Here is a 23471-nt window from a genome sequence, read left to right as displayed (position 1 = left end):
GTTTGACCGACCTTCCTTCCGCTTCTTCCGGCGCGCCCCGAAAGGGGGCCGCCGCCTTGCTTGCCATCAGCCCCGGCCGCCTTCGGGCAGCAGGGCCAGCACCGCCTCCGCCACCCGCTCGGGCAGCCGGGCCGCCGAGGCGCCACCCATCCGGGCCGCGACCCGCGCGGCCCCGGCCACCAGGGACCGGGACAATTCCGGATTCGTTAGCACATCGGCAACGGCCGGTGCCAGCGCCGCGGCATCGGGCAGGCGCAGCGCGCCGCCCTCGGCCTCCAATGCCGTCACCGCCTCCATGAAATTCGCCATGTGCGGGCCGAGGATGATCGGGCAGCCCAGCCGCGCCGCCTCCAGCGGGTTCTGCCCGCCATGCGGCACCAGGCTGCCGCCCACCAGCGCCACCGAGGCCAGGCGGTAGAACAGGCCGAGCTCTCCCATGGTGTCCGCCACATAGGCGGGGCCGCCATCGGGCAGCGCGCCCGTGGCGCGGTGGGGCGCCTCCGGGGCCAGGGCCGCGCCGCGCTCCGGGTGGCGGGGGGCCAGGATGGTCAGCAGGTCCGGGAAGCGGCCGCGCAACCCGGCGGCGGCCTCCAGCACCAGGGCCTCCTCGCCGGGATGGGTGCTGGCGGCCAGCAGCACGGGGCGGGCGCCGATGGCCTCGCGCAGCGCCTCCAGCTTCGCCGGGTCCGCCGGCAGGGGTTCGGCCGCGAATTTGAGATCACCGGGCGGGCCGAGCCGCGTGGCACCCAGCGCCGAAAACCGCGCCGCATCCTCGGCCGAGCGGGGGATGATGCCGCGAAACCCCTCCAGCATCCGCCGCGCGAGGCCGGGGGCGAAGCGCCGCCACATCGCGGCACTCCGCGCCGACATGCGCCCGTTCACCAGCAGCACGGGCACGCCGCGCACGCGCAGCGCCTCCAGCGTGTTGGGCCAGATCTCGCTCTCGATCCGCAGCGCCGCGTCGGGGCGCCAGCCATCGAGGAAGCGCGCCACCCAGCCGGGCACGTCCAGCGGCGCGTAGCGGTGGGTCAGCCGCGCGGCCAGCGCGGGCGAGAGCCAGTCGGGCAATTGCCGCGCGGAGGTGACGGTGCCGGTGGTCAGCAGCACATGCAGGCGCGGGGCCCCGGCCACCAGCGCCTCCAGCACCGGCAGAAGGGCGCGCACCTCGCCCACGCTGGCGGCATGGACCCAGATGAGCGGCCCCTCGGGCCGGGCGGCGCCATGGCCCTCGCGCTCGGGCAGGCGGGCTTCCTCCTCCTTGCCCCGCCGCGCGCGGCGCCGCAGATGCGGGCGCAGCAGCGGCGCCGCGAGGCGGGCCAGGACGGACCAGAACCGGAGCATCAGGACAGCCTCAGCGCCGCGCGCGCCCGGCGGCGGCATCGGCGGCGTCCGCCGCCGCGTCCATGGCGGCGGCGATGGCGGGCAGCGCCGCCTCCCCGCCCCCCGGCGGCACCAGGATGGGCGGGCCGGCGACCACATGGGCGCGGCCGAAGGGCAGCGGGATTTCCATGCGGTCCCAGCTCTTGATGCCGATGGCGTGGCGGCAGCGGCCGGCGACGGGCACCACGGCCTTGCCGCTGCTGGCGGCCAGCTCCGCCACCCCGGCCGCCGCCTGGCGGCGTGGGCCGCGCGGCCCGTCGGGCGTGATGGCGACGGATTCCCGCGCCTCCAGCAGCCGCGCCAGGGCGATCAGCCCCGCCGCCCCCCCGCGCGAGGAGGAGCCATAGGCCAGCTCCACATGGAAGCGCGCCACCGCGCGGCCGATGAACATGCCATCCCGGTGGTGCGAGACCAGCACATGCCCGCGCCGCAGCAGCCCCCGGCGGCGGCATTCCAGCACCACCCAGGGCATCAATGGCAGGTTCTCATGCCAGAAGGCGAGGATGACGGCGCCATTCGCCTGCACCGAGGCGGCCGCCGCGTCATAGCCGCGCAGCTCCCACCGCGTCGTGCGATAGACGAAGGCGAGATAGGCCCCCAGCAGCCAGGCCCCGGCGGCCAGCACGGAAGGATGCCGGATCAGCTTTCGGAGCATGGCAGTCGGTACATCATCCTGCCTGTCCGGGTCGCACGAGGGCCGCCCCGGCGCAAGGGGCGCCCCTCAACCGGCGATAGGCCCCTCCACCGGGACGAGCTGGTCGCGGAAGGTGGTGGCGCAGGAGGTCCAGGAGAAACGCTCCGCCTGGGCGCGGGCCGTGGCGCGCGGCACGTCCAGCGCCGCCAGCGCGGCCCGGCCCAGATCCTCGTCCAGCACGCCGGCCGGGCCCACCACGTCGCGCGGGCCCATCACGGGATAGGCGGCGACCGGCGTGCCGCAGGCCATGGCCTCCAGCAGCACCAGGCCGAAGGTGTCGGTGCGCGAGGGGAAGACGAAGACATCGGCCGCGCGATAGGCGTCGGCCAGCGCCGCGCCATGCCGCCAGCCGGCGAAATGCGCGCGCGGGTAGCTGGATTGCAGGGCCGCGCGCTGCGGCCCGTCGCCCACCACCACCTTGCTGCCCGGCAGGTCGAGGCCGAGGAAGGCGGTGATGTTCTTCTCGACCGCCACGCGCCCGGCATAGAGGAAGATGGGCCGCGGCAGCTCCGCGAAGGTGTCGCGTTCGCCCTGGTCGGAGAAGAGGCCGAGGTCCACGCCGCGCGTCCAGGGCAGGATGCGCTCGAAGCCGCGCCCCGAAAGCTCGTCGCGCAGCGAGGGCGTGGCGGCGAAGACCCCGGCGCCGGCATTGTGGAAACGCCGCAGCAACGCCCAGGTGAAGCGCGGCGGGATGCCGGTGCGCGCCGTCACGTATTCCGCGAAGCGCGTGTGGAAGCTGGTGGTGAACTGCCAGCCGCGCTCCCGGCAGAGGGCGCGCGCGGCGAGGCCGAGCGGGCCTTCGGTGGCGATATGGACGGCCTGGGGCCGGGCCGCGTCCATCAGGGCGCGCAGCCGCGCGCGCGGCCGCAGCGCGAGCCGGATGTCGGCATAGCCCGGCATGGGGAAGTTGGCGAAGCGGTCGGGGCCGATGATCTCGACCGTGTCGCCGCGCGCCACCAGCTCGCCCGCCACGCGCTCCAGCGTGCGGACGACGCCGTTGACCTGGGGCCGCCAGGCATCGGTGATGATAACCAAACGCATGGAGGGGGGACGCATCAGGCCGGCACCGCCTCGCGCAGCAGGTGGCGTTCGCGCTGCTGCGCCCCCCAGTCGAGCAGTTCGAAGGCGCCGTCATGGTGCTCGACGAGGGCGGAGCAGCTTTCCACCCAGTCCCCATCATTCATGTAGAGGATGCCGTTCACCATCCGCATCTCGGGGTGGTGGATGTGGCCGCAGATCACGCCGTCCAGGCCGCGCCGCCGCGCCTCGGCGGCCAGCGCGCCCTCGAAGCGGTCAATGGCCTTCACCGCCTCCTTCACCTGGCGCTTCAGCCATTGGCTCAGTGACCAATAGGGATAGCCGAGCCGCCGCCGGGCGAAGTTGAACCATTGGTTGATGATGAGCGCGACCGTGTAGGCCTGGTCGCCCAGATAGGCGAGGAACTTCGCGTAGCGGATGACGCCGTCGAACTCATCGCCATGCATCACGAGGTAGCGGCGCCCATCGGCGGCCAGGTGCTCGGCCTCGCCCATCAGCTTCACGCCGGCCACTTCGAGGCCCAGCCATTCGCGGAACATCTCGTCATGGTTGCCGGGGATGTAGATCACCTCGGTGCCGTTCTTCGCGAGGTCCAGGATGGCGCGGATCACCGCGTCGAACTCCGCGTGCCAGTACCAGGACTTCCGCAGGCGCCAGCCATCCACGATGTCGCCCACCAGATAGAGGCGCTCGCAACGCACCCGCGCCAGGAAGTCCAGAAGCATGTCGGAGCGCGCGCCGCGCGTGCCGAGGTGCAGGTCGGAGATGAACACCGTGCGGACATCCATGGTGCGTTCCACCATCATCCGGTCTCGGGGTGGCATCAGCGGCGCTCCTGCTTTCTGTGCGAGGGGCATTGCGGCCGCCGCACGCGCTTCGCACGTGAATCTTCGGTGACGCCTGCGCTGGGCGCATGTCTCGGGGCTGACACCAAAACATCATCACGCCGTCCTGGGTTGCGTGCCATGCGGGGCGTTTCCGGCGCCAGGCGGCCCACCCGCCCCTTCCCCGCGCGCGCCACCCATGGTCGGATCGGGGCCTCAGAGGGAGGCATTCCATGACCATCGGCTTTCGTATCAAGCCCATCACGCAACGCGTCTCGCCCGCGCTGATCCAGCGCGCCGCGTCCATTCCCGTGGCCAATATCGGCGACGTGATGAACCGCCTGCAAAGCTTCAGCGGCACCTTCCACCCCTATGGCGGCCGCAAGCGCATGGTGGGCCCGGCCTTCACGGTGAAGGCGCGCTCGGGCGACAACCTGATGCTGCACCGCGCGGTGGATCTGGCCGAACCGGGCGACATCATCGTCTGCGACGGCAATGGCGACCTGTCGGTGGCGCTGATGGGCGACCTGATGCTGGGCCACGCCATGGTGCGCGGCATCGCGGGCACGGTGCTGGACGGCGCGGTGCGCGACGTGTCCTCGCTCGCCAAGATGGAATTCGGCGTATGGGCACGCGGCCACACCCCGGCCGGCCCCTGGAAGGAAGGCCCGGGCGAGATCGGCACCACCATCTCCTGCGGCGGCCAGGTGGTGGCCCCCGGTGACCTGATCTGCTGCGACGAGGATGGCATCGTGGTGGTGCCGCTGGAGGAGGCCGAGGCCGTGATCACCGCGGCCGAGGCGCACCAGGCCAAGGAGATCAAGTCCGAGGCCGACATCAAGGCCGGCAAGTGGGCCCGCGGCTGGGTGCCCGAGGCCCTGAAGGCCAAGGGCTGCGAAGGCGCCTGACGCCGCCTCCGGGGAGCGGTCCGAGATGGGGCCGCCCCCCGGCACGGGACCAATCAGCCCGCGGGCTGAATGGCGGAGAGGGTCCAGGGGCCGCCCTGGACGCGCACGAAGGTCCAGATCTCGGTGCCCATGCCGCGCTCGGTAGCGCTGCCCTCGACCACGCGGCCGCTGGCGATTTCGCGCGTCACCTCGATCATGGAATAGCGCATGGCGACGGTGGCGTATTCACGCGCGCCCTCGCGCCAGGCCTCGGCCAGGTCGCCCTGCTCCAGCTTCGTATCGGTCGTCTCGTTCTTCAGGCCGCGCGCGGCGAGGTCGGCCAGGTCGTCGCGGAAATACTGCACCACCTCGGGCGTGGCGACGCGGCCCAGCGCGGCCATGTCCTCGCGCGTCCAGGCGTCGTTCACCTGGGCGAGAAGGCGCTCGAAGGCCTCGTAGTCGGCGGGGCCGACCTGCACGGGGGCTTCCTGCGCGGGGCGGGCGCCCAGGCCCATACCGGCACCCATCGTGCCACGGCCACTCAGATTGCCCAGGCTGCCGGGGCCGGGCGGGGGGTTGCCGCCGCCCTGCATGTCGCGCGCCATGCCCGCCGGCTGCGGCTGCTGGCGCCGGCGCAGGAAGGCCATCACCAGCATGACCACACCGGCGATGAGCGCCAGCTGCAGCATGAAGCCCAGGATGCCGGCGAGGCTGCCCAAGCCCGAGAAGAAGCCCGAGCCCGCCAGCAGGCCGAAGATGCCCGCGCCGAACAGGCCCAGCATCATCCCGCCCATGAAGGGGTTGCGCGCGAAGAAGCCCGGCCGCGCGGCCGCACCCGCCGCCGCGGCACCGGCCGCGGGGCGACCGGCCGTGCTGGCGCCCGGTGCCATCGGCGGCTGCTGGGTGCGCTGCATGGGCTGCGCGGCCTGGGGCGCGGTGCTGGTCGGGGGGGGCGCTTGGTAGGTGCGGGCACCCCGGCTGCCGCCGAAGCCGCCGCGCGCGCGCTGGGCTTCCGCCAAGGCGGGGGCGAGGACGAAGGCGGCGACCGCGAGCGCGGTCATGATCGTGGCGGGACGGCGCATGGTCGGGGCGATCTCCGAAATGAAAACTTTCTTCGCTGCAATATGGCCCAGTGGCGCGAGAATTACGAGACTTCCATCCTTGGCCCGTCCCGTTTTCCCTTCCCCGGCACCGATGTGAAAGAACGTGTTGCCACGCCCGTGGGTTGCGCCAGCGCAATGCGCGGGGCGCCCACCCCCTCCTAGGCTTCCCACAGTATCCACCGGAGGCCAGAACATGCCCAGCAAAATGACCGCGCGCGACCTGATGACCCCCGACGTCGTCACCGTGCCCCCCGAGACCCCCGTCGTCGCCATGGCGAAGCTGATGGCCGATCGCGGCATCAGCGCCGTGCCCGTGCTCGCCGCCGATGGCGCGCTGCTGGGCCTGGTGACCGAGGCCGACCTGATCCGCCGCCTGGCCGATGAGGATGTCGAGCACCGGCCGAGCTGGTTCTCGGCCATGTTCAGCACCCCCGGCAGCCAGGCCGACCGCTACGCCCGCACCCATGGCGCCGTGGCGCGCGACGTGATGACGGCCGATGTCGTGGCCGTGGGCCTGGACGAGACGGCCGCGCACATCGCGGCCCTGATGGAGGAGAAGAAGATCCGCCGCGTGCTGGTGGTGGAGCGTGGGAAGCTGCGCGGCATCGTCAGCCGGGCCGACCTGCTGCGCGCCCTGGTCACCCCCATGGCCGAGGGCGAGGCGATGAGCGACGACCGCATCCGCCGCGCCGTCCTGGCCGCCATGAAGCGCGAGCCCTGGGCCAACAGCTTTTATCTGTTGGCGGACGTGCAGGATGGCGTGGTGACCTTCCACGGCTTCATGCGCGATGCCGGCGTGGCGCGCGGCCTGCGCGTGCTGGCCGAGGGCGTGCCGGGCGTGAAGGGTGTGAAGGACGAGACCCAGCCCCTGCCCGCCTATATGTAGCAACCACAGGTGCGCTCACCGCCAGGCGGGCGCCCCCCAGGTTTTGAACTGCCCGAGTCAAGGCTTTATGGCTTGGTGGACTTGCCTCTGTTGTCCTTATTCTTGCCCGGCCAAGTCACGGCCGACAAGATATAATATAACGGAGGAACTGCCATGCGGAGTATTTCCCGGCGGGCGCTGTTCGGCGCCTGCATGGCCTGTGGTGCCGCCCATGCGGGGCTGACCGCCACGCCGGTCCAGGCCCAAGGGAGTGGGGGCTGGTCGCCCCCAGCCTCGGCCCAGCGCTGCCCCTCGCGCTGGGGCGCCAATGACCGCCGCGGCTCGATGAACCACATGACGCCCGAGCGCATGCGCGACGCCGCGCAGATGATCCGCGAGGGCCGCAAGATCGAGATCGGGCACATGCTGACGCAGTCCATGCCCTTCTTCGGCACGCGGCGCTTCGACGTGCACCTCAAGCAGCAATTCATGAACCCGCAGGCCAACCGCCGCGGCTCCAACGAGGAGATCGTCATCACGGAGCTCGCGCAGGTGGGCACGCAGCTCGACGCCTTTCCGCACCAGACCATCGGCGACGAGACCTACAACTGCGTGAATGTGCCCGGCATCAGCAGCCGCGGCGGCTTCACCGAGATGGGTGTGGAGACGGTCGGCACCATCATGGCACGCGGCGTGGTCATGGACATCGCGGGGCTGAAGGGCACGCAGACCCTGCCCATCGACTACGAGATCACCCCTCAGGATCTGCAGCAGGCGCTGGACCGCCAGCGCGTGGAACTGCGCGAGGGCGACGCCATGCTGATCAACACCGGCTGGGCCGCGCTGTGGGGGCGGGACAATGCGCGCTATGTCTCGGGCTGCCCGGGCCTCGGCGTCGCGGCGGCCGAATGGCTGATCGAGCGCGGGCCGTTGCTGCTGGGCGCCGACAACTGGCCGGTGGAGGTGGCGCCGTCGCGCACCATGCCCCATGCCTCGCTGCCCGTGCATCAGATCGCGCTGGTGGTGCATGGCGTGCACCTGCTGGAGAACATGAAGCTGGACGAGCTGGTGGCGGCGGGGCGGAGCGAATTCTGCTTCGTGATGCAGCCGCTGCGCGCCAGGGGGTTCACCGGGAGCACGGTGGCGCCGGCGGCGATGTTTTAGCGCCCTCAGGCGCCGGGCGCGCGCTCCGCGCGCTTGGCTTTCGCGCCGCGCGCTGGTGTGCTCGCGGCGCGGTAGGTCTGGGCGCGCCGGCCGCTTGCGGCCGGATTTGTTGATGTTGCAGCCCTCAGACGCCGGGCGCCGCCTCCGCGCGCTTGGCTTTCGCGCCGCGCGCTGGTGTGCGTGCGGCGCGGTGGGTCGGGGCGCGCCGGCCGCTTGCGGCCGGATTCTCCTGGGGTGCCGCCCTCGCTGTGGGGGCCGCCCTACTCGTCCGCCCCCACACGCCGCGCCAGGATTTCCCGCTTGCCCACATGGTTCGCGGGGCTGACGATGCCCTCGCGCTCCATCTGCTCGATGAGCTTGGCGGCGCGGTTGTAGCCGATGTTCAGGTGGCGCTGGATGAAGCTGGTGCTGGCCTTGCCTTCGCGCACCACCACGTCCACCGCCTGGTCGAAGAGTGACTTTTCCGCGTCCGAACCACCCGCGATGCCGGACAGGCCCGGGTTGCCGTCCTCATCCTCCACCTCGGTCACTTCCTCCACATAGTCAGGCTCGCCCTGCTCGCGCAGCCAGTCGGCGATGCGCTCCACCTCCATGTCCGCCACGAAGGGGCCGTGCACGCGCGTGACCCGCCCGCCGCCCGCCATGTGCAGCATGTCGCCCTGGCCCAGAAGCTGCTCGGCGCCCTGCTCGCCCAGGATGGTGCGGCTGTCGATCTTGCTCGTGACCTGGAAGGAGATGCGCGTGGGGAAGTTCGCCTTGATGGTGCCGGTGATGACGTCCACTGAAGGCCGCTGCGTCGCCATGATCACATGGATGCCCGCGGCCCGCGCCATCTGCGCGAGGCGCTGCACCGCGGCCTCGATCTCCTTGCCGGCCACGATCATCAGGTCCGCCATCTCATCAATGACCACGACGATCATGGGCAGGCGGGCCAGAGAAAGCGGCTGTTCCTCGAAGACGGGCTTGTTCGTCTCGGGGTCGTAGCCCGTCTGCACGCGGCGCGTCAGCACCGTGCCGGCGGCCTGGGCCTGGTCCACCTTCTCGTTGAAGGCCGCGATGCCGCGCACGCCCACCTGGCTCATCGCGCGATAGCGGCGCTCCATCTCCCGCACCGTCCACTTCAAGGCGCCGATGGCCTTGGGCGGTTCCGTCACCACGGGCGCCAGCAGGTGCGGGATGCCGTCATAGACCGACAGCTCCAGCATCTTCGGGTCGATCATGATGAAGCGGCAATCGGCCGGGCTGAAGCGATACAGCAAGGAGAGGATCATGGTGTTGATCCCGACCGACTTGCCCGAGCCGGTGGTCCCCGCGATCAGCAGATGCGGCATCCGCGCCAGGTCCGCGATGACGGGCGTGCCGCCGATGTCCTTGCCCAGCACCAGCGGCAGGCGGGCGGCGTTGCGCTGGTATTCCTCGCTGTTCAGCATCTCGGAGAGGAACACCGTCTCGCGCTTCACATTGGGCAGCTCGATGCCGATGACGTTGCGCCCCGGCACGGTGGCGATACGCACCGCCACCACGCTCATGGACCGCGCGATGTCGTCCGCGAGGCCGATGACCCGCGAGGATTTGGTGCCCGGCGCCGGCTCCAGCTCATAGAGCGTCACCACCGGCCCTGGGCGGATTTCCGTGATCGTCCCGTTCACCCCGTAGTCGTTCAGCACCTGCTCCAGCATCCGCGCATTGGCCTGCAGCGCATCGGCGCTGGGGCCGGCGGCCACGCGGGCGGGCGGCGGTGCGAGCAGGTCGAGCGGCGGCGTGCGCCAGCCCTCCACCGGCAGGTCCAGCGCGGGTTGCAGCGGTGCGCCGGGCTTGGCGCGGGCGGGGGTGGCGACGCGGGGCGCGGCGCGCGCGGGTTCGGGCGCGGCGGCGGCGGTGGGCGCCACGGCGGGTTCGCGCCGCGCGGGGCGGGGGGCTTCGGCGGCGGCCTCGGCGGCGCGCAGCACGGTGGCGAGGTCGGCGGCCGGCTCGGCCCGGCGCGGGCGGCGGAACAGGCGCCCCATGGCGCGCAGGGGCGCCAGGAACAGCGCCTCGCCCGGGCCGCGCGTGGCGCGTGCCCCGCGCGCGGCGACATCGGCGGTGGCCATGGCGGCATCGGCGGTGACGCGCGCGGCGCGGCCCCATTCCCCGAAGCTCAGCCCGAAGGCGACATAGAGCGTGCCCAGCAGGCCGACCCCCAGCACGGTCCCGGCCGCCAGCCCGGCGAAATCCCCCAGCAGGGCCACGAACAGGCCGCTCACGCCGCCCAGCACGATCGGACCTGCCGCCCCCGCCTCAGCGCCAGGAAGCAGCGCCAGCAGGGCCGACCCGGCCAGCAGGGCCAGCACAAGGCAGATGACCCGCAGCGGCCAGACGCCCACCGGCCGGTGGGAGACCAGGCGCAACGCCCAGGCCAGCAGCACCAGGCCAGGCAGGAAGGCGGCCAGCCCCACCCATTGCCACAAAAGGTCCGCCGCCACGGCGCCGCGCCAGCCGACCAGGTTGCCCACGGGCGCCCCGGTGGCGGTGGAAAGCGAAGGGTCGGCCGGGTTGTAGCTGCCCACCGCCAGCAGCAGCAGCAGCCCCAGCGTGGCCAGCACCAGCGCGCCCAGTTCGCGCAGGCGGCGCACCGCCGCGGCCCGGATGGCGGGCGAGGCGAAGCGGCGCAACCCGGGCAGCGTGCCGGTGGGTGCGATCGGGGCGGCGTCTCGTGCCATGCGGCGCGACCTCATGGGGGGGAGGTGAAGAACGGCCGGGGGGAGGGCCAGCGTAACAGAGGCGGGATCGTTTCGCCAGATTTCCGGCTCACCCAGATTTCCGACTCATAGCGTCTTGAGCGGCTGATTCACGGCTTCGGTGAAGCCACCGAAGCCGATCAGACGCTAGAGCCCTTCGAACAGCTCGGTGGAGAGATAACGCTCGGCGAAGGAGGCCGCGATGCCCAGCACCAGCTTGCCGGCCATGGCGGGCTCCGCCCCCACCCGCAGCATGGCGGCCACCACCGCGCCCGAGGAAATGCCCACCGGCACGCCATCCAGCCGCGCCACCTCGCGCGCCGCCGCGAAGGCCTCGGCCTCGGGCACGCGCAGCACGGCGTCGAGCCGTTCCTGTTCCAGCACGGCAGGGCGGAAGCCGGCGCCGATGCCCTGGATGCGGTGCGGCCCCGGCTCCTCCCCGCTCAGCACGGCCGATTCGGCGGGTTCCACGCCGATGACGCGCAGACCCGGCCGACGCGGTTTCAGCGCGCGGGCGATGCCGGTCAGCGTGCCGCCCGTGCCCAGGCCGCCGATGATGACGTCCACCTCGCCGCCCGTGTCGCGCCAGATCTCCTCCGCCGTGGTGCGGGCATGGATGTCGGGGTTGGCGGGGTTGTCGAACTGGCGCGGCATCCAGGCGCCGGGGGTGCGGGCCAGGATGTCCTCGGCGCGGGCGATGGCGCCCGACATGCCGCGCCGCGCGGGCGTCAGTTCCAGCGTGGCGCCCAGCAGGCGCAGCATCTTGCGACGCTCCACCGAGGCGCCGCCCGGCATCACCACGATCAACCTGTAGCCCCGCGCCGCCGCCACCAGGGCGAGCGCGATGCCGGTATTGCCCGAGGTCGGCTCCACGATGACCGAACGCCCGGGCGCGATCTCGCCCCGCGCCTCGGCGTCCTGAACCATGGCCAGCCCGATGCGGTCCTTCACCGAGCCGCCCGGGTTGAAGAATTCGAGCTTGAGGGCGAGGCGCGCGGGGCTGCCCTTCTCCGCCATCAGCCGCGGCAACAGCACCGAGGGGGTCTGGCCCACGGTGTCGAGGATGCTGGCGTGCAGCGTGTGGTTGCGCGGAGGGAAGGCGTCCATGGACGCTTCCTAGGCCAGTTTGCGTCCCGCGTGAATCATCCATGACACACGCCATGACAACCTGCGCCCGATCAATGGCCGTGGGGTCAACCGCGTGGCAGGCTCGCGCGTCAGAAGACCAACAGAACCGGAGACGCCCCATGGCCCTGAAAGAGATCCTGCTGCACCTCGACGCCGCCGCCCCCGCCGCCGCGCGGCTCGACCTCGCCGCCGGCATCGCCAGGCGCAGCGGCGCGCATCTGGTGGGGCTGCACATGCTGGACCTGGCCGTGCCCATCATGGCGGGCGATGTCGGCGGCGGCGCCGCACTCGCCGGGCTGATGGAGGAGATGCGCGGCGAGGCGGTGGCCGAGGCCGAGCGGGTGCAGGCCATGTTCGAGGAACGCCTGGCGCGTGACGGCATCTCGGGCGAATGGCGCCTGCTGGAGGGCGCCACCGTGCCGCTGCTGGCCGAGAATGGCCGCTATGCCGACCTCATCATCCTCGGCCAGACCGACCCCGACGTGCCCCGTCCCGGCGGCCGCGCCCTGATCGAGGCCGCGCTGTTCGAGACGGGCCGCCCCGTGCTGGTCGTGCCCTATGCCGCCGCCCCGGCGGGGCCCATGCGCCACGCCCTCATCGCCTGGAACGCCAGCCGCGAGGCCAGCCGCGCCGTCCATGACGCCCTGCCCCTGCTGAAGCTGATGGAGCGCGTGACGGTGCTGGTGGTGGAACCCGAGGCCACGCCCGACACCCATGGGCAGGAGCCGGGGGCGGACATCGCGCGCCACCTGGCCCGCCACGGGCTGAAGGTGGAGGTGCAGCGCGCCGTGGCGCCCGATATCTCGGTGGCCGACGTGATCCTGAACACGATGGCCGAGCAATCCGCGGACCTGCTGGTGATGGGCGGCTATGGCCATTCGCGCCTGCGCGAATTCATGTTGGGGGGTGCGACGCGCAGCCTGCTCGGCGCCATGACCGCACCGGTGTTGATGGCGCATTGACCGCACGACAAGGCGCGTTTTCCGCGCCTTGCCACATTTCACGATGGGCGGGGATGGTTTAGCCTTCTCCTCTTCCGGATCGGAGACCCGCCCCCATGCTGTTGCGGCAGGACCGCGCCTTGCTCGCGCTCGACATCGCGCTCGACATCGCCTTCCACGCCGCCGGGCGTGGCGAGGTGAGCGGCGCGGCCGATATCGCGACGCGCATGGGCCTGGCGCGCCGGGGCATCGAGCCCTTGTTGCAGGCGCTGGTGCGCGCGGGGCTGCTGCACAGCCTGCGCGGCCCGCGCGGCGGCTACCGCCTGGCCCGCGCGCCCCGCGACGTGACGGCGGCCGAGGTGGTGGAGGCCGTCTGCGAGGAGGAGGCCCCCGCCCCGCCCGGACGCCTCGCCGCCGCCGTGACCGCGCCGCTCTGGCAGGAGCTGGACGCCGCCGCCCTGGCCACGCTGCGCGCCAACACGCTGGAGGCGCTGCTGCGCCGCGCCCAGGCCGCCGGGCTGCGCCGCCCCACGCCCGAGGCGCTGGATTTCGTCATCTAGCTATGAAGCTGGACGAGGCCAGCCTGCGCGAGGCGGCGCTGCGGCACCTCTCCCGCTTCAGCGCCACCGAGGCCGGGCTGCGCCGCGTGCTGGGCAACCGCATCCGCCGCTGGGCACGCGCCGCCGAACAGGCCGGGCAGGACCCCGAGGCGATCCGCACCGAAAGCCGCGCCGCCGAGGCCCGCGCCGCCACCATCGCCGCGCGCCTCGTGCAGGCGGGTGCCGTGGATGACGCGGCCTTCGCCGTGGCCCGCGCGCGGCGGCTGCGCGGCGCGGGGCGCTCCTCCGCCGCCGCCCTGGCGCATCTGGCGGCCAAGGGGGTCTCCGCCGAGACGGCCCGCGCCGCCCTGGCCCATGAGGAGGTGCCGGATGAGTTGACCGCCGCCCTCCTGCTCTGCCGGCGCCGGCGAATCGGGCCATTTACCGCCGCCGAACCCGCGCCCGAGACGCGCCGCAAATGGCAGGGCATCCTGGGCCGGGGCGGCTTCGGCGGGGGCGTGGCGCGGCAGGCGCTGGGCATGGAGCGGGCCGAGGCGGAGGCGCATCTCATCGCGGCACGCGGGCCGTGAACGCGCCGCGCGTCGTCTTCACCCGCGCGGGGTTCTGGCGCGGGATCCGCGGGGCGCTCGCCCTCATGCCCGCCATGCTGCCCTTCGGCCTGGTGGTGGGCGTGCTGGCGGATGCGCGGGGCCTCTCTACCCTCGAATCGGCGCTGATGAGCGCGCTGGTCTTCGCCGGCACGGCGCAGCTGGTGGCGTTGGAACTCTGGGCGGACCCCGCCCCCATCCTGGGCGCCACCCTGGCCGCGCTGGTGGTGAACCTCCGCATGGCGCCCATGGGCGCGGCGCTGGCGCCCTGGCTGGATCGGCTGCGCGGCTGGAAGCTCTGGGGCACGCTGGCGACGCTGGTGGACAACAGCTTCGCCATGTCGGTGGCCGACCAGCGGGCGGGCGGGCGCGATGCCGCGCTGCTGCTGGGCATCGGCTTCGGGCTGTGGGTGTTCTGGGTGGCCTCCACCATGGTGGGGCATGCCTTCGCGGGCGTGATCCGGCTGCCGGCGGGGCATCCGGTGCTGTTCGCCAGCCTGGCCACCATGCTGGCGCTGATGGTGCCGCTGTTTCGCGGGCGGGTGGACATCCTCCCCTGGGCCGTCGCAGGCCTCACCGCGCTGGCCGCGCACAAGGCAGGGCTGGGCCAGCCCTGGCCGGTGCTGGCGGGGGCGCTGCTAGGAGCGGCGGTGGGAGCATGGCGCGCCCGTGTTGTTTGAGCGCGTGATTCACGCCTCCGGGCATACGCCCTGCGGCGATCACGCTTTGCCACCCGCGTAATTTACGCCTCCGGGCATACGCCCTGCAGCGATCACGCTTTGCCGCCCGCGTGATTCACGCCTCCGGGCATACGCCCTGCGGCGATCACGCTTTGCCGCCGGCGTGATTGACGCCTCCGGGCATACGCCCTGCGGCGATCACGCGGGTCGCGCCTACCTGACCAGCAGCATCAGCACCGCGAACAGCGCCAGCGCCAGGAACTGGAACAGCACCCGGTAGCGCATCAGCTTCTGCGAGAAGCCAGCGTCGCCGCCGCGCGCCATGCCGACCATGCCGGCCACCAGCACGCCCAGCGTGGCGAGCATGGCCAGGCCGACAAGAAAGGTCAGGAAGGTTTGCATTCGCCTATCTTGGCGCGGCCGCCGCCGGACGCAACCGCAACAAGGCCAGCGTGCCCGTCGCCGCCGTCATGGCGCACATGCCGAAGGCCCATGCGTAGCCCCCCGTCGCCATCACCAGCAGCGAAAACACCACCGGCATCACGATCATGGTGGCGGCGAAGGCGAAGCCCAGCGCGGCCGTCGCCGCGCCGACGCGCCCCGGCGGGGCGACGCGGGCCACCTCACCCAGCAGCACCCCGTTCCAGCCGATGGCCGACGCCCCCATGGCCACCGCCGCCACGCTGATGACCAACCCCGGCCAGTCGGGCCCCGCCAGCGCGAAAACCAGGCAGGTGGCCACGATGGCGAAGCCCAGCCCCGCCAGCACCCGCATGGGCCCCACCCGGTCCGCGATCAGCGCCCAGAGCACGCGCCCCGCCACCCCGCCCCCCTGGGCCAGCGCCAGTTGCAGCCCCGCGGCCTCCAGCGCCACGCCCCGCGTCTCGACCTGCCAGACCACGAAGAAGGAGGAAAAGCAGAACTGAGCCACCCCATAGCCGCAGGAGGCGATGGTCAGTGCCCGCGTCGCCCCGCCCTCCCGCAGCAGGGAAAGGCTCTGCCGCGCATCATGCCAGGGGCGCAAGCGGCCCGCGGTATGGGGCGCGCGGTCGGCGTCGAGGGTCGCTCGCAGCGGTTGCAGGGCCAGCGCCAGCAGCAGCGCGAAGCCCGACATGGTCAGCACCCCCGCCCGCCAGCCGTATATGCCGCCCACCAGGGGTGCCGTGGCCGCCACCAGCATGGCCCCGGCCGGCACGCCGCATTGCTTCAGGCCGAAGATCAGGCTGCGGCGGCGCGGCGGCACGCGCGGCGCCAGCAGGTGGCTGCCCGCGGGGGTGATGGGCCCATGCGCCAGCCCCGCCACCACGGCCGAGAGCACCAGCGCCCAGGGGCTGCCCAGCACGGCCAGCGCGAGCCCGATGGCGATGCCCACCAGGGCCGCCTGGCACACCCGCACACCGCCATGCCGCACCAGCAAGCCCTGGCTCAGCGGCCCGGACAGCAACGCGCCGAAATAGCACAGCGCCGTGTGGACGCCGGCCAGGCTGGAGGAAAGCCCGGTCTCGGCCGCGATGGCCGGCGCCAGGACGGGCACGGTCAGGAAGGCGCCCATTCCGGCCATATGCGTGCCCAGAAGGGCCAGCATCACGACCCAGATGGAGGGGCCAGGCAGGACTGGGGCGGGATCAACCGGAATTCCGGCCGGCGCGGGGGAAGATGACATGGGCCGTTGCATGTTGCGACGCAACGTGACGGGCCGCAACTTGACCCGCCCCCCCATGCGGGAGAACAGGACGGCATGACGCGTCTTCCCAAGGCGGCCCTCGCCATTCTGCTGCTGCTCGTGCTGGCTCCCGTGCAGGGGGTCCTGGCGCAAGGCGCCCCGCCGCCCGCCCCGGCCGGCGCCTCGGCCGATGTGCTGAGCGGGCCCGCGCCGGCGGATGCCTCGGTGCTGAGCCCGGTCGCGCCCGCCCCCGGCGCGGTGCAGGCGCCCGTGCCGCAGACACCCGAGCGGCGGCCCCCGCCGGCACCGGCCCCCGAAGCCGCACCCGCCCCAGCCTTGGCCCCAGCCCCAACCCCAACCCCAACCCCGGCCCAGGCCGCCCCCGAGCCCGCCGACGCCGCTCCCGCGCCGGCCCCGGCCGTGCCTGCCCCCGCGCCCGCCGAAGCCGGTGTGGTGGGAACGACGCCACCGCCTGGGGCCGTCGCCCCGCCCGTGGCGGCACCCGCACCCGCGCCCGCACCCGCACCAGCCCCGGCCGCCACCGCGCCGGCCCAGCAGCCCGCCGCCGCGCCGGTCGCGCCCCAGGCCCAGCCTGCCGCGCCGGCCCCGGCCGAGCTGGGCGCCCTGCTCGAATTGCTGCGCGACCCCGCGCGGCGCGATGCGCTGATCCGCGCGCTGGAGGGCGGCGAACCCGTCCGCCCCGCGGCACCCACGCCCGCACCCGCCGCGACCACGCCCCCCGCGGCCGCCCCCGCCACACCCGCGCCCACGTCCGCGCTCACCGACACGCTGACGGACCTCCCTTCCCCCGCCGAATTGCTGGCCGGGCTGCGCGACCGCGCGACCGAGCTGGCCGGCCGCGCCTTCGACGCTGCCGCCGACATCACCGACGTGAACTCCCTGCGCGTCTGGGCCCGCAACCTCTGGGATGACGAGCTGCTGCGCGCGCAGGTTCTCTCCGCCGCCTGGCAGATGCTGCTGGTCCTCGCCGCCGGCATGCTGGCGGAGCAGCTGGTGAACCTGCTGCTGCGCCGCCCCCAGCGCTGGCTGGACCACAGGGCCGCGACCGTGGAGGGGCCGCTGCGCGGCATCCGCCTCACGCCCTATGTCGTGGGCAACCTGGCGCTGAGCCTGCTGCCCATCATGGCCTTCGGCGTGGTGGCGCTGGGCGTCGTCGGCGGGCAGAGCATGTGGCCTTCCAGCCGCCTCATCATGGAGGCGCTGGTGCTGGCCTACATGGCCACCCGCACCGTCATGGCCGCGGCCAGGCTGGCGCTGGCGCCCAAGAGCAACCGCCTGCGCCTGATCCCGTGCAGCGACGCCACGGCGATCACGGCCACGCGATGGACGCGGCGGCTGGCCGTCACCACCATCATCTTCTACGCGGCGTCGGAGGGGGGGCTGCTGCTGGGCCTGCCCATCACGGCGCGCGACGCCATCTGGCGCGTGGGGCTGCTGGTGCTCTCGGTGATGGGCGCCATGGTCATCCTGCAATTCCGCACGGTGGTGGCGGCGAAGCTGGCCGCGCCGCCGCTCGCCGCCGGCGACGTGCCGGACCGCGCGCGCGTGGCCATGCGCGCCCTGCGCGACCGCGTGGCCGGGCTGTGGCATGTCATCGTCATCCTCTGGATGCTGGCGGCCTGGGCGGTCTGGGCCTTGCAGATCGACCGCGGCTTCGAGCGGCTGGGCACGGCCTCGCTGTTCACCCTCGTCATCCTGGTGGTGGCCAAGGCGGCGGACGAGCTGGCGCGCCGCGTGCTGATCCGCGCCTTCAAGGTCAGCCCGGCGCTGGCCGAGCACTACCCCAACCTGGAGACCCGCGTCGGCCTCTACCAGCCGGCGGTGAAGACCGCGATCTCCTCCTTCATCCTGGTGGTGTCCATCGTGGCGCTGCTGGAGATCTGGGGGCTTGGCGCGCTGGCCTGGTTCGACACGGGCCGCTTCGGCAGCCGCGCGTTGGTGGCGGTGCTGACGGTGGCCATCACGCTGTTCATCTGCGTGGCGGTGTGGGAGGCGGCCAATGCCGCCATCGCCCGCCAGCTCGACAGCCTGCCGGCCGATGGCTCGGCCGCCCGCAGCGCCCGGGTGCGGACCCTGCTGCCCATGCTCCGCACCGTGCTGGGCGGCGTGCTGCTTCTGGTGGTGGGGCTGACGGCGGCATCCGAGCTCGGCGTCAACGTGGCCCCGCTGCTGGCGGGTGCCGGCGTGCTGGGTGTGGCCATCGGCTTCGGCAGCCAGACGCTGGTGCGCGACGTCATCACCGGCATCTTCCTGCTGCTGGAGGATGCGGTGGCGGTGGGCGACGTGGTTTCGGTGGGCGGGCTGTCGGGGGCGGTGGAGAAGCTCTCCATCCGGTCCATCAAGCTGCGCGCGCTGGACGGCTCGGTCCACATCGTGCCCTTCAGCGCCGTGACCACCGTGACCAACATGACGCGCGACTTCTCCTTCGCGCTGGTGGACCTGACGCTGGACTACAGCGCCGACACGGACGAGGCCGTGATGATGCTGCGCGTCATCGCGGAAGAGATGCGCGACGACGAGGCCTGGGCGCCCTCGCTGCTGGCGCCGCTGGAGGTGCTGGGCGTGGACCGCATCTCGGGCGAGGGCATCCTGGTGCGCGCCCGCATGATGACGCCGCCCATCCGCCGCTGGGCCGTGATGCGCGAGCTGAACCGCCGCGTGAAGCAGCAGGCGACGGAGCGCGGGATCAAGCTCTACGACCCGCGGCGCGGCATGATCATGGAAGGGAAGGCCACGGAAGCGAAAGCGCCGACGCCGGCAGAAGAGTGAGCAGCCACAGCGCCGCCACCCCGCCCAGGATGGCGATGGTGTAGTTGCGCGTGGCGAGCATCACGCCCACCACGCAGCCCGCCGCCACCCAGCGTGACGGCCCGGCATCTACCAGCGCAGGGGTGACGAAGGCCACGAAGATGCAGCCCGGCAGGTAGGTCAGCATGGACTGCACGAAGGGCGGCGGGCGCGTGGCGCGCAGCAGGGCATAGCCGCCGGCGCGCAGCGCGTAGCTGGCGGCCGCCATGCCCAGGATGGCCAGAAGCACGTCCCACCTGACCGACATGGCCCCCCCTCAGCGCAACCCTTCCACTATGTCACGGAAAAGCTGCGCCGGCAGGGTGCCGCCGCGCACATCATCCATGGGCCGGTTGTTGTCATTGCCCAGCCAGACGCCGATCACGACCGGGCCGCTCGCCAGCTCCGCGAAGCCCAGGAACCAGGCGTCGCGGTGGGACTGGGTGGTGCCCGTCTTGCCACCCGTCACCACGCCGGGCACGGCGGCCGCGCGGCCGCTGCCATAGCGGGTGGTGGCCTGCATCATGGCGCGCATCTGCGCCGCCGCGCTGCTGGGCACCACCTGGGCGGGCTCGGTATGGGCCAGCGGTGCCGCGCGGCCCGCGGCCTCGGCGCGGACCATGCCATGCGGCGCCACGCGCCGCCCGCCATTGACCAGCGCGGCATAGGCCGCCGCCATCTCCAGCAGCGAGGCATCGCCGGTGCCGAGCGTGATGGACCCGTCGCGCGGAAAGGGCCCGCGCAGGCCCAGCCGTTGCGCCACCTCGGCCACCGCGGCGGGGCCGCCCGCCTCCTGCATCACGCGCACGGCCGACGTGTTCACCGAATGGGCGAAGGCCTCCTCCAGCGTCACGCTGCCGCGGGTGCGCCAATTCCCGTTGGAGGGCGACCAGCGGCCCATCCGCACCGGCCCGTCCGCCACCATGTCGCCGGTGGAGGCGCCGCGTTCCAGCGCCGCCAGATAGGTGAAGGCCTTGAAGGTGGACCCCGTTTGCCGCCTGGCCGAGACGGCCCGGTTGAAGGGGGATCGGGAGAAATCCCGCCCGCCCGCCATGGCGCGCACCGCCCCCGTGGCCGCGTCCAGCACCACCACCGCCCCCTGCCCCGCCCGCGCCTGGGCCCCCGGCCCGTCCAGCAGGGCGGCGAGCCGCGCCTCCACCACCGCCTGCCAGCCGGCATGCAGGGTGGTGCGGATGGTCAGGTCCTGGCTGCCGGGGAAGCGGCGGGGGATGTCCTCGAAGAGCCAATCCGCGAACCAGCCGCCATTGCGCGAGGGGCGGGGCGGGATGCGCATCTCCTCCAGCGCGCGGGCCGATTGCGCGGCGGTGATGGCGCCCGTGTCCACCATGGCGGCCAGCACGTCCCGCGCGCGGTCCAGCGCGCCATCGGGGTTGGTGCGCGGGTTGAGGCGCGAGGGCGCCTGGGGCAGCCCGGCCAGCACCGCCGCCTGCCAGAGCGTCACGCGCCGCGCCGAGACGCCGAAATAGACCCGCGCCGCCGCATCCATCCCGAAGACGCCGGCGCCGAGATAGACGCGGTTCAGATATATCTCGAGCAGCTCGTCCTTGGTGAAGCGGTGCTCCAGCCACAGCGCCAGCAGGGCTTCCTGCACCTTGCGGCGCAGGCTGCGCTCACCGGACAGGAAGAGGTTTTTCGCAAGCTGCTGCGTCAGCGTGGAGCCGCCCTGCACCACACCCCCCGCATTCCAGTTGGCCCAGGCGGCGCGGGCCAGGCCCACCACGTCCAGGCCGAAATGCGCCTGGAAGCGGCGGTCCTCGATGGCCAGCAGGGCCGCGGGCAGGTGCGGCGGCATGTCGCGCAGGCGCAGCGTCTCGCCGAAGAGGTCGCCCTGGGTGGCGAGCAGGTTGCCCTCGGCGGTCTGCAGGGTGACGGAGGGGCGGCGCTGTTCCTCCAGCACGCGGTCCACGCGCGGCATGTCCCAGGTGAAGAAGAGCAGGATGGCGGCCAAGGCCAGCCCGCCCCAGATGGTGGCGATGAGGGCGAACCTCGCCAGCGCCCAGCCGAGGTGCCGGCGGGCGGGTTTGGCGGCGCGGGGTTTTGGCCCGCTCGGGGGGTGCCGTCGGGGGCGGGGGGCGGCACGGGCCTCGGTTCGCAGCCGGGGGGCCGCTGAGCGGGGCATGGAGCAAGCTTAGCAGACCCGCGCGCGGCAAGGCGAGGCCCATGGCTTGACCCGGAGGCCCCGGCGCACCATTCCATCCGCCTCCCCGAAGGCCCGGAAGACGATGAACTGGATCAGTGAGTGGGCGCTGCCCAAGATCAAGACGCTGTTCGGCGCCCCGCGCGAGATGCCGGACAATCTCTGGCACAAATGCCCTTCCTGCGAAAAAATGATCTTCCAGAACGATCTGGAAGCCAATCTGCGCGTCTGCACCCATTGCGGCCACCACATGCGGCTTTCCTCGAAGCAGCGGCTGGACGCGACGCTGGATGAGGGCTGGCAGCGCGCCGACATCGAGAAGGTCCCCGTGGACCCGCTGCGCTTCAAGGACCAGCGCCGCTACGCCGAACGGCTGAAGGAGGCCCAGGCCAAGTCCGGCATGGAAGATGCCGTGATGGTCGGCCATGGCGCCATCGCCGGGCAGCGCGCGGTCGTCGCGGTGTTCGAATTCGCCTTCATGGCGGGCTCCATGGGGGCCGGCGTGGGCGAGGCGCTGGTGACGGCCGCCCGCCTGGCCGTGCTGCAGGACGCGCCGCTGGTGGTCTTCGCCAGTTCTGGCGGGGCGCGCATGCAGGAAGGCGCCGTCAGCCTCATGCAGATGCCGCGCACGGTCATCGCGACGCAGATGGTGAAGGATGCGGGCCTGCCCTTCATCGTGGTGCTCTGCGACCCGACCACGGGGGGTGTGACCGCCAGCTTCGCCATGCTGGGCGACATCCAGATCGCCGAACCCGGCGCGCTGATCGGCTTCGCCGGTGCCCGCGTCATCGAGCAGACCGTGCGGGAAAAGCTGCCCGAGGGCTTCCAGCGCGCCGAATACCTGCTGGCCAATGGCATCCTGGACATGGTGGTGAAGCGGGCCGAGATGCGCGCCACCCTCGCCCGCCTGCTGGGCCTGCTGCGCGGCGAACCCCGCGCCGAGGCGGCCTGACGCAGCGGCCATGAACGCGCTGAAACCATGAACGCGCTGAAACCATGAACGCACTGACGGGGGGCCGGAGCGAGCCCATCATCGCGCGGATGCACGCGCTGCATCCGAAGCTGATCGACCTGAGCCTCGGCCGGCTGGAGGCGCTGCTGGGCAAGCTCGGCCATCCGGAACGCAACCTGCCGCCCGTGGTCCATGTGGCGGGCACCAATGGCAAGGGCAGCACCTGCGCCGTGCTGCGCGCGGTGGCCGAGGCCGCCGGCCGGCGCGTGCATGCCTACACCTCGCCCCATCTGGTCCGCTTCCATGAGCGCATCCGGCTGGCGGGCCACCTCGTCTCCGACGAGGCGCTGGCGGCCGCGCTGGAGGAGGTCGAGCGGGTGAATGGCGACACGCCCATCACCGTCTTCGAGATCACGACCGCCGTCGCCTTCCTGCTGTTCAGCCGCGTGCCGGCCGACCTGCTGGTGCTGGAGGTGGGGCTGGGCGGCCGCTTCGACGCGACCAATGTGGTGCGCGACCCCGCCGCCACCGCCATCGCCAGCATCTCCATGGACCACATGGATTTCCTGGGGAATGACCTCGCCTCCATCGCCTTCGAGAAGGCGGGGATCATCAAGCCCGGCATCCCCTGCGCGACGGGTGCGCAGGCCCCCGAGGCGCTGTCCGTCATCGCCGCCCGCGCGGCCGAACTGGGCGCCCCCCTGCTGGCGCGCGGCGCGGCCTGGGAGATGAATGCCAGCGGCTACCGTGACGCCCAGGGCAGCATCCCCCTGCCGCGCTTCGGCCTGCCCGGCGCCCACCAGCCGGACAATGCCGGCATCGCCCTGGCCGCGCTGCGCGCCTGGAACCCGACCTGGCTGACCGATGCCGCCTGCGCCGAGGGTGTCGCCTCCGCCCGCTGGCCCGCCCGGCTGCAACGCCTGCACGGGCGCCTCGCCCCCCCGGCCCCCTGGGAACTGTGGCTCGATGGCGGGCACAATGAGGGCGCGGGGCGCGCGCTGGCCGAGACGCTGGCCGGCTGGCGCGACCGGCCGCTGCACCTGGTCGTCGGCATGAAGCAGGGCAAGACGGTGGAGGGCTTCCTGGCCCCGCTCATGCCGCTGGCCACCACGCTGACCGCCATCCGCGAGGTCGGGCAGCACCTGGCCATGCCGGTGGAGGAGATCATCGCCGCCAGCGGCGGGCAGGCCGCGGCGGGGCCGGACCTCGCCACCGCCCTGCCCCGACTGCTGGCGGGTGCCGCCCCGGGGCGCATCCTGGTCTGCGGCAGCCTCTATCTGGCGGGCGAGGTGTTGAAGGCGGACGGCACCCTGCCGGATTGA

Annotated in this window: 21 protein-coding genes; 10 read left to right on the top strand and 11 right to left on the bottom strand. The window is 72.8% G+C overall.

Features of this window, described 5'->3' with window-relative positions; all coding sequences use genetic code 11:
• Positions 1-66 precede the first annotated feature (66 nt).
• The 4 genes from GGQ83_RS05250 to GGQ83_RS05235 all read right to left on the bottom strand — a co-directional run bounded on the left by GGQ83_RS05250 (position 67) and on the right by GGQ83_RS05235 (position 3936).
• Complete coding sequence (locus GGQ83_RS05250) at positions 67-1341, bottom strand: 3-deoxy-D-manno-octulosonic acid transferase (protein WP_184382574.1); 1275 nt, start codon at positions 1339-1341, stop codon at positions 67-69.
• Between the two features lie 10 nt (positions 1342-1351).
• Positions 1352-2035, bottom strand: a complete 684-nt coding sequence (locus tag GGQ83_RS05245; protein WP_184382572.1) for a lysophospholipid acyltransferase family protein — start codon at positions 2033-2035, stop codon at positions 1352-1354.
• Between the two features lie 66 nt (positions 2036-2101).
• Complete coding sequence (locus GGQ83_RS05240; protein WP_184382571.1) at positions 2102-3115, bottom strand: glycosyltransferase family 4 protein; 1014 nt, start codon at positions 3113-3115, stop codon at positions 2102-2104.
• Between the two features lie 14 nt (positions 3116-3129).
• Entirely contained in the window at positions 3130-3936 is an 807-nt protein-coding gene (locus GGQ83_RS05235; RefSeq protein ID WP_311727282.1) for a UDP-2,3-diacylglucosamine diphosphatase, read from the bottom strand.
• A gap of 233 nt (positions 3937-4169) precedes the next feature.
• On the opposite strand from GGQ83_RS05235, the gene GGQ83_RS05230 reads away from it, so the two are divergent.
• Positions 4170-4844: an RraA family protein gene (locus GGQ83_RS05230; protein WP_184382569.1), complete on the top strand. Its 675-nt coding sequence runs from the start codon at positions 4170-4172 to the stop codon at positions 4842-4844.
• Between the two features lie 53 nt (positions 4845-4897).
• Here the strand turns inward: GGQ83_RS05230 and GGQ83_RS05225 are convergent, their stop codons facing one another.
• Entirely contained in the window at positions 4898-5905 is a 1008-nt protein-coding gene (locus GGQ83_RS05225; RefSeq protein WP_184382567.1) for a TIM44-like domain-containing protein, read from the bottom strand.
• Positions 5906-6119: 214 nt separating this feature from the next.
• Here GGQ83_RS05225 and GGQ83_RS05220 point away from each other — a divergent pair, with 214 nt between their 5' ends.
• Together GGQ83_RS05220 and GGQ83_RS05215 are read left to right on the top strand one after the other, a co-directional pair.
• Positions 6120-6812, top strand: coding sequence for a CBS domain-containing protein (locus GGQ83_RS05220; protein WP_242535004.1), 693 nt, complete (start codon positions 6120-6122; stop codon positions 6810-6812).
• 153 nt (positions 6813-6965) lie between these two features.
• Complete coding sequence (locus GGQ83_RS05215; protein WP_184382566.1) at positions 6966-7955, top strand: cyclase family protein; 990 nt, start codon at positions 6966-6968, stop codon at positions 7953-7955.
• A gap of 260 nt (positions 7956-8215) precedes the next feature.
• On the opposite strand, the gene GGQ83_RS05210 is transcribed toward GGQ83_RS05215, so the two are convergent.
• Both GGQ83_RS05210 and cysK read right to left on the bottom strand, forming a co-directional pair.
• A complete protein-coding gene (locus tag GGQ83_RS05210; protein WP_184382564.1) occupies positions 8216-10654 on the bottom strand; it encodes an FtsK/SpoIIIE family DNA translocase in 2439 nt (812 codons plus the stop codon).
• 165 nt (positions 10655-10819) lie between these two features.
• A complete protein-coding gene (gene cysK / locus GGQ83_RS05205) occupies positions 10820-11779 on the bottom strand; it encodes a cysteine synthase A (RefSeq protein ID WP_184382563.1) in 960 nt (319 codons plus the stop codon).
• A gap of 140 nt (positions 11780-11919) precedes the next feature.
• Between cysK and GGQ83_RS05200 the strand changes: the two genes are divergently transcribed.
• From GGQ83_RS05200 to GGQ83_RS05185, 4 genes are all read left to right on the top strand, one after another.
• On the top strand, positions 11920-12762 hold the full coding sequence (locus GGQ83_RS05200) for a universal stress protein (protein WP_184382561.1): 843 nt from the start codon (positions 11920-11922) through the stop codon (positions 12760-12762).
• 95 nt (positions 12763-12857) lie between these two features.
• A complete protein-coding gene (locus GGQ83_RS05195) occupies positions 12858-13301 on the top strand; it encodes an RrF2 family transcriptional regulator (RefSeq protein WP_184382559.1) in 444 nt (147 codons plus the stop codon).
• Positions 13302-13303: 2 nt separating this feature from the next.
• Positions 13304-13870 (top strand): RecX family transcriptional regulator, encoded by a 567-nt coding sequence (locus GGQ83_RS05190; RefSeq protein ID WP_184382558.1) that lies wholly within the window; start codon positions 13304-13306, stop codon positions 13868-13870.
• Complete coding sequence (locus GGQ83_RS05185) at positions 13867-14568, top strand: AzlC family ABC transporter permease (RefSeq protein WP_311727275.1); 702 nt, start codon at positions 13867-13869, stop codon at positions 14566-14568. Before GGQ83_RS05190 ends, GGQ83_RS05185 begins: the two co-directional genes overlap by 4 nt.
• A 213-nt stretch (positions 14569-14781) precedes the next feature.
• Here the strand turns inward: GGQ83_RS05185 and GGQ83_RS05180 are convergent, their stop codons facing one another.
• The gene (locus GGQ83_RS05180; RefSeq protein ID WP_184382556.1) at positions 14782-14970 is read right to left on the bottom strand and encodes a twin transmembrane helix small protein; all 189 of its coding nucleotides are present in this window, start codon (positions 14968-14970) and stop codon (positions 14782-14784) included.
• Between the two features lie 4 nt (positions 14971-14974).
• Positions 14975-16153 (bottom strand): MFS transporter, encoded by a 1179-nt coding sequence (locus GGQ83_RS05175; protein WP_184382554.1) that lies wholly within the window; start codon positions 16151-16153, stop codon positions 14975-14977.
• A gap of 153 nt (positions 16154-16306) precedes the next feature.
• Here GGQ83_RS05175 and GGQ83_RS05170 point away from each other — a divergent pair, with 153 nt between their 5' ends.
• Positions 16307-19021, top strand: a complete 2715-nt coding sequence (locus GGQ83_RS05170) for a mechanosensitive ion channel family protein (protein WP_184382552.1) — start codon at positions 16307-16309, stop codon at positions 19019-19021.
• Here GGQ83_RS05170 and GGQ83_RS05165 read toward each other — a convergent pair.
• Together GGQ83_RS05165 and GGQ83_RS05160 are read right to left on the bottom strand one after the other, a co-directional pair.
• Complete coding sequence (locus tag GGQ83_RS05165; RefSeq protein ID WP_184382551.1) at positions 18969-19307, bottom strand: AzlD family protein; 339 nt, start codon at positions 19305-19307, stop codon at positions 18969-18971. The genes GGQ83_RS05170 and GGQ83_RS05165 overlap by 53 nt on opposite strands.
• Before the next feature lie 9 nt (positions 19308-19316).
• Complete coding sequence (locus GGQ83_RS05160; protein ID WP_184382549.1) at positions 19317-21179, bottom strand: transglycosylase domain-containing protein; 1863 nt, start codon at positions 21177-21179, stop codon at positions 19317-19319.
• A gap of 103 nt (positions 21180-21282) precedes the next feature.
• Between GGQ83_RS05160 and accD the strand changes: the two genes are divergently transcribed.
• The gene (gene accD / locus GGQ83_RS05155; protein ID WP_184382547.1) at positions 21283-22149 is read left to right on the top strand and encodes an acetyl-CoA carboxylase, carboxyltransferase subunit beta; all 867 of its coding nucleotides are present in this window, start codon (positions 21283-21285) and stop codon (positions 22147-22149) included.
• Between the two features lie 44 nt (positions 22150-22193).
• Positions 22194-23471 carry a bifunctional folylpolyglutamate synthase/dihydrofolate synthase gene (locus tag GGQ83_RS05150; protein ID WP_184382545.1) on the top strand — a complete coding sequence of 426 codons (1278 nt, stop codon included), beginning with the start codon at positions 22194-22196 and terminating at the stop codon, positions 23469-23471.

Source organism: Roseococcus suduntuyensis, from assembly GCF_014196305.1.
GTDB classification, from domain to species: Bacteria; Pseudomonadota; Alphaproteobacteria; order Acetobacterales; family Acetobacteraceae; genus Roseococcus; species Roseococcus suduntuyensis.
The sequence above is the reverse complement of the archived record's forward strand: the minus strand, read 5'-3'. Positions and strand labels throughout refer to the sequence as shown.

Excerpts from the sequence above, each read along its gene's own strand:
- GGQ83_RS05250 (WP_184382574.1), bottom strand. The coding sequence starts at position 1,341 with ATGCTCCGGTTCTGGTCCGTCCTGGCCCGCCTCGCGGCGCCGCTGCTG.
- GGQ83_RS05245 (WP_184382572.1), bottom strand. The coding sequence starts at position 2,035 with ATGCTCCGAAAGCTGATCCGGCATCCTTCCGTGCTGGCCGCCGGGGCC.
- GGQ83_RS05240 (WP_184382571.1), bottom strand. The coding sequence starts at position 3,115 with ATGCGTTTGGTTATCATCACCGATGCCTGGCGGCCCCAGGTCAACGGC.
- GGQ83_RS05235 (WP_311727282.1), bottom strand. The coding sequence starts at position 3,936 with ATGCCACCCCGAGACCGGATGATGGTGGAACGCACCATGGATGTCCGC.
- GGQ83_RS05230 (WP_184382569.1), top strand. The coding sequence starts at position 4,170 with ATGACCATCGGCTTTCGTATCAAGCCCATCACGCAACGCGTCTCGCCC.
- GGQ83_RS05225 (WP_184382567.1), bottom strand. The coding sequence starts at position 5,905 with ATGCGCCGTCCCGCCACGATCATGACCGCGCTCGCGGTCGCCGCCTTC.
- GGQ83_RS05220 (WP_242535004.1), top strand. The coding sequence starts at position 6,120 with ATGCCCAGCAAAATGACCGCGCGCGACCTGATGACCCCCGACGTCGTC.
- GGQ83_RS05215 (WP_184382566.1), top strand. The coding sequence starts at position 6,966 with ATGCGGAGTATTTCCCGGCGGGCGCTGTTCGGCGCCTGCATGGCCTGT.
- GGQ83_RS05210 (WP_184382564.1), bottom strand. The coding sequence starts at position 10,654 with ATGGCACGAGACGCCGCCCCGATCGCACCCACCGGCACGCTGCCCGGG.
- cysK (WP_184382563.1), bottom strand. The coding sequence starts at position 11,779 with ATGGACGCCTTCCCTCCGCGCAACCACACGCTGCACGCCAGCATCCTC.
- GGQ83_RS05200 (WP_184382561.1), top strand. The coding sequence starts at position 11,920 with ATGGCCCTGAAAGAGATCCTGCTGCACCTCGACGCCGCCGCCCCCGCC.
- GGQ83_RS05195 (WP_184382559.1), top strand. The coding sequence starts at position 12,858 with ATGCTGTTGCGGCAGGACCGCGCCTTGCTCGCGCTCGACATCGCGCTC.
- GGQ83_RS05190 (WP_184382558.1), top strand. The coding sequence starts at position 13,304 with ATGAAGCTGGACGAGGCCAGCCTGCGCGAGGCGGCGCTGCGGCACCTC.
- GGQ83_RS05180 (WP_184382556.1), bottom strand. The coding sequence starts at position 14,970 with ATGCAAACCTTCCTGACCTTTCTTGTCGGCCTGGCCATGCTCGCCACG.
- GGQ83_RS05175 (WP_184382554.1), bottom strand. The coding sequence starts at position 16,153 with ATGCTGGCCCTTCTGGGCACGCATATGGCCGGAATGGGCGCCTTCCTG.
- GGQ83_RS05170 (WP_184382552.1), top strand. The coding sequence starts at position 16,307 with ATGACGCGTCTTCCCAAGGCGGCCCTCGCCATTCTGCTGCTGCTCGTG.
- GGQ83_RS05165 (WP_184382551.1), bottom strand. The coding sequence starts at position 19,307 with ATGTCGGTCAGGTGGGACGTGCTTCTGGCCATCCTGGGCATGGCGGCC.
- GGQ83_RS05160 (WP_184382549.1), bottom strand. The coding sequence starts at position 21,179 with ATGCCCCGCTCAGCGGCCCCCCGGCTGCGAACCGAGGCCCGTGCCGCC.
- accD (WP_184382547.1), top strand. The coding sequence starts at position 21,283 with ATGAACTGGATCAGTGAGTGGGCGCTGCCCAAGATCAAGACGCTGTTC.
- GGQ83_RS05150 (WP_184382545.1), top strand. The coding sequence starts at position 22,194 with ATGAACGCACTGACGGGGGGCCGGAGCGAGCCCATCATCGCGCGGATG.